Here is a 4,142-nt window from a genome sequence, read left to right as displayed (position 1 = left end):
ATCTGCGTGACGTGCCAGCCGCCCAGGCCTATGGCCAGGCGATCTTCTCGGCGCTGCGCAAGCATTTCGGCAATGCGCTTCCCGAGACCATCATCGAGCCGGGCCGTGGCATGGTCGGCAATGCCGGCGTCATCAAGTCGGAAGTCGTGCTGATCTCGAAGAAAGCGGCCAATGACAATGTGCGCTGGGTGTTCCTCGACATCGGCAAGTTCGGCGGTCTTGCCGAGACGATGGACGAGGCGATCCGCTACCCGATCGTCACGCCGCATGACGGCACGGAGACCGCACCTTGCGTGCTCGCCGGCCCGACCTGCGATTCGGCCGACGTGATGTACGAGAAGACGCCCTATCCGCTGCCTTTGTCGCTGACCATCGGCGACGAGGTGCTGATCGAAGGCACCGGCGCCTACACGACCACCTACTCGGCGGTCGCCTTCAACGGCTTCGAGCCTCTCCGATCCTATGTGATCTGACGGCGCTTCCTCAGCGCATTTTCGGACGGCGAACCGGACACAACTTCGCCTGAAAATGCGCTGAGAGAGCCGATCAGATCATCCCCGGTGGGCGCGTGTCGTCCACCCGGGCTCGCCTGTGGAACAGATCTCCGCTCGCCAGGGATTGCGGAAATGGAAATGTCAGTTGAAATGGAAATGCCAGTTGAAATTGGGGGCCACGCACCGGCCTCTGTGATGGTCGCCGAAACCGCCGCCGATGTTGCGGCGCGCGAGGCGTTGCTCGATCGGGCCATGGGGCCGAAGCGCAGGAAAAAGTCGTCGGAGAAGCTGCGGCGTGGCCGGCGGCCCTCGGAAGGCCTGGCCTTCGTCGCCCGCGATGCTTCGGGCGGCGTGGCCGGCACCGTGCGGCTGTGGGATGTCAGGCTGGGCGAGGGCGGTGCGGCCGTGCTGCTGCTTGGCCCACTTGCCGTCGACCCGTCGCTCAAGAATGCCGGCATCGGCTCGGCGCTGATGCGCCATGCCATCGCCGAAGCGGCGCGTCTCGGCCATGCCGCTATCCTTTTGGTCGGCGATGCGCCCTATTACGCGCGCTTCGGCTTCTCGGCCGAGAAGACCGGTTCACTTGCCATGCCGGGACCCTATGAGCGGCACCGCCTGCTGGCGCTGGAACTGGTGGAAGGCGCGCTTGACGGCGTGCACGGCACGCTGAAGGCGGCCGGCCGCAAGCTGAAGGCGCAGGAACTGATATCGGCGGCCTGACACGAAGCCGGCAGCATTTCATGCAAAAACGCCGCCCGAAAAGGCGGCGTTTTTGCGCTTGGTGGGTGCCGCTTGGGCGGCTGGATGCCTTCAGCCGATCAGCTGGCTGAGCGCCATGGCGACGGTCATGTCGCCTTCGACCTTTATCTTGCCGGTCATGAACGCCATTGTCGGGTTCAGGTCGCCAGCGATCAGCGAATCCAGATCGTCGAGCGAGAGCTTGATGGTGCAGTCGGTGGGTGCATCGGTGTTCGAGACGGTTGCGCCGTCGATGACGATGACGCCGTCGCTGCCGGTGTCGAATTTCACGGAACGATCGAACCCGCTGCTGGCCACGCGCGACTTGATCTTCTCGGCAATCTCCTGAACGCTCACGCTGTTCTCCTTGTCTGGTTGCATCTGTCTCGCAACGGCGCTTCGATCCAGCCGAAGCCCATGCCGCAGTTTCGCGATCACGGTCGCTGCCGCATATAGCTTTGGGTTGACGTTTACGTCAACGCGAATTCGGGCGGTTGGTTCCTGCCGTCGCGGCAGGTGAGCCCCGATGAGGCCGGGACTCCGAGCCGGGGCAACTCAGTGTTCCTTGAACGCCTTGGTCATTTCGCTCGCCGTCTCGCTTTTCTTGCGGCGCAGCCAGTTGTCGCGGATTTCGTCCTTCGACAGGAAATTGACCTGGTCGATCAGAACCTCATGCACCAAGGGCGCGCCGACACGCGCGTTGACGGTATCGCGGATTGCGGCGCGGAAGGCATCGAGATCGATCGTCGCCTTGTTGGTGAAGTCGATCTGCGGATTGGAATAGAGGTAGGAATAGACCTGGTCGGTGATCAGCGCTTCGGCCGGAATGGACAGCTTCTTTATCTGCTCGGGTTCGACGGTGTAGACGAGCTTGGTCAGGAAATAGCCGCCGATCTCAGAATCGCGGATCAGCGGCACCGAAATGATGTCGGTCTTGACGTAGTCGAGACCGCCCAGCATCGGCTTCGGCGTTTCGCCGACACCGCGCTCGCCGGCCGCCTGAAACGAATAGAACACGGCGCCGAGGGTTGCGGCGCAGATCCAGACGGCGATGGCGATGACCTTGATCATCGGCTCTTGTCAGTCCCTTGATCAGTCCCTTGCGAAGGCGACGCGGCACTGCGCCGTTGCTTCGGCAGTATCTCCGAAGTGTCGCTTGTGTTCGGCATCATGCCTTCATCCAGCCGAACTCGCCGGCGGAATAGGTGCCGTCGGTCTCGGCGCGCTGGATGGCGTGCCGCAGCAGGCTGGCGACTTCGTTGACCGCGCTGAGATGCGCCAGGATCGCCGCTTCGTTCTTCGCCAGCTTCTGGCGCAGCCGGGTCAGGCCCTCGCGGTGCTGTTCGAGGAATTCGGCTTCGCTGCCGCCCTTCATGGCGCGCGTCAACTCGTAGAGGTAGCGGCTCTTGCGGGCGTTCGACGCCTTGAGATCATAGTTGGTCGCGTTGCGGATACCGGCCGTCTCTTCCTCGACCACTTCCTCGATGCGACCGATGATGGCGGCGAGGTTGCCGGGCCGCGCGAACGGGATCGGCGCTTCCGACGCGGTCGTGCGTGCTGGCAGATTGGGGGTGGATTCTGAAAAGTCGGCCATGGCGTTTCCCAGTTTAGATCTTGATGTTTGTTTTTATGGTCGTCTCGTCACCGGTCATCGACCCCGCAGCCTTGCGCTGCAATTGGTGGACCAGCGAGGTCGACAGGCTGTTTTGCTGGTCGATCTCGGTCTTTTCCAACCCGCCCGAGACCGGACCGACCGGAACCACGCGCTTGCCTTCGAGATAGTGGTCGGCAAGCATCGACTTGGCGATGCCGATGCCGCCGCGTTCGGCCATCACGTCGGCCACCCGCTCGGCAAGCTGCGATTTCCACATGTCGCCAGCCAGGCCCTTGCCGTAGACGCCCTCGGTGTCCTTTGGCAGCATGTTCTGGATGAAGGTCTGCAGCACCATCGCCTCGAACTTCTTGAATTTGTTGGCCGGGTCGGTTGCAGCGGCGGCCTTGTCGGCGGTGGCGCGCGACAGGATCGAGCCGGCATCGACCGAAGCGGCGGTGTCGAGTGAAAACGTGCCCGCAGCGCCGCCGGCCCGCTTTGCCAGCGCGGCGCGGGCGGTCTCGATATCCGCCGGGTCGGCGGCTCGGGCCACATCCATAACGATGTCGCTGGGTGGAGAAATCGCCAAGAAAGTCCGCCTTTTACCGGTTTTCCTTAGCCAGACCATGCCTCAACAAGCTTGTGGCAGGCTTGCGGGAAGGAGAGGGAGCGGAGTGCGCGGATCGGATCGAAGCTGCCGGCTTCGCGCCATCGGGCAGATTTTTCCATCGTCGCCTTTGGCCGGAAGCTGACGATCAGCTTGGCACCCACGAGCTTGCTTCGATGGTCCGCCGAGGGTGGGATTTCCGCCTCAGCTTCACTCCTTGACCGCCCCCGTCATCGAGGAGACGTAGTGCTCGACAAAGAATGAATAGAGCACCACCACCGGCAGGGAGCCGATCAGCGCGCCTGCCATCAGGGCTCCCCATTCATAGACGTCCGAACGTACGAGCTCGGTAAGCACGCCGACCGGCACGGTCTTGTTTTCGGACGATTGGATGAAGGTCAAGGCGTAGATGAATTCGTTCCATGACAGGGTGAAAGCGAAGATGCCGGCGGAAATCAGGCCGGGCACCGACAGCGGCAGAACTATCTTGGTCAGGATTTGCCAGCGGCTCGCGCCGTCGATCAGCGCGCATTCTTCCAGTTCGAAGGGTATCGAGCGGAAGTAGCCCATCAAGAGCCACGTGCAGAATGGAATGAGGAAGGTCGGATAGGTGAGGATCAGCGCGAACGGCGTATCGTAAAGCCCGAGGTTGAACACCATTACCGACAGGGGAATGAACAGTATCGAGGGCGGCACGAGATAGGCCAGGAAG

At 62.5% G+C, this 4,142-nt stretch carries 7 protein-coding genes and 1 pseudogene; 2 read left to right on the top strand and 6 right to left on the bottom strand.

What is annotated here, in order from left to right; genetic code table 11:
• Positions 1-473, top strand: a pseudogene (locus tag EN939_RS23475) (ornithine decarboxylase); the annotation flags it as partial.
• A gap of 171 nt (positions 474-644) precedes the next feature.
• A complete protein-coding gene (locus EN939_RS23470) occupies positions 645-1,214 on the top strand; it encodes a GNAT family N-acetyltransferase (protein ID WP_127270036.1) in 570 nt (189 codons plus the stop codon).
• Positions 1,215-1,304: 90 nt separating this feature from the next.
• Here the strand turns inward: EN939_RS23470 and EN939_RS23465 are convergent, their stop codons facing one another.
• The 6 genes from EN939_RS23465 to EN939_RS23445 all read right to left on the bottom strand — a co-directional run.
• Positions 1,305-1,589: an SCP2 sterol-binding domain-containing protein gene (locus EN939_RS23465; protein WP_013529756.1), complete on the bottom strand. Its 285-nt coding sequence runs from the start codon at positions 1,587-1,589 to the stop codon at positions 1,305-1,307.
• A gap of 198 nt (positions 1,590-1,787) precedes the next feature.
• Positions 1,788-2,303 carry a hypothetical protein gene (locus tag EN939_RS23460; protein WP_127270032.1) on the bottom strand — a complete coding sequence of 172 codons (516 nt, stop codon included), beginning with the start codon at positions 2,301-2,303 and terminating at the stop codon, positions 1,788-1,790.
• Between the two features lie 97 nt (positions 2,304-2,400).
• Positions 2,401-2,826, bottom strand: coding sequence for a hypothetical protein (locus EN939_RS23455; RefSeq protein ID WP_127270030.1), 426 nt, complete (start codon positions 2,824-2,826; stop codon positions 2,401-2,403).
• 13 nt (positions 2,827-2,839) lie between these two features.
• Positions 2,840-3,451, bottom strand: coding sequence for a rod-binding protein (locus EN939_RS23450; RefSeq protein ID WP_164748967.1), 612 nt, complete (start codon positions 3,449-3,451; stop codon positions 2,840-2,842).
• Positions 3,439-3,594 carry a hypothetical protein gene (locus EN939_RS38155; protein ID WP_164748966.1) on the bottom strand — a complete coding sequence of 52 codons (156 nt, stop codon included), beginning with the start codon at positions 3,592-3,594 and terminating at the stop codon, positions 3,439-3,441. Before EN939_RS38155 ends, EN939_RS23450 begins: the two co-directional genes overlap by 13 nt.
• A 46-nt stretch (positions 3,595-3,640) precedes the next feature.
• Positions 3,641-4,142: carbohydrate ABC transporter permease (locus EN939_RS23445; protein ID WP_164751163.1), on the bottom strand; the 502-nt coding region annotated here is incomplete at its 5' end.

It is taken from the genome of Mesorhizobium sp. M7A.F.Ca.CA.002.05.1.1 (assembly GCF_003998335.1).
In the GTDB taxonomy this organism is placed as follows: Bacteria; Pseudomonadota; Alphaproteobacteria; order Rhizobiales; family Rhizobiaceae; genus Mesorhizobium.
The sequence above is the reverse complement of the archived record's forward strand: the minus strand, read 5'-3'. Positions and strand labels throughout refer to the sequence as shown.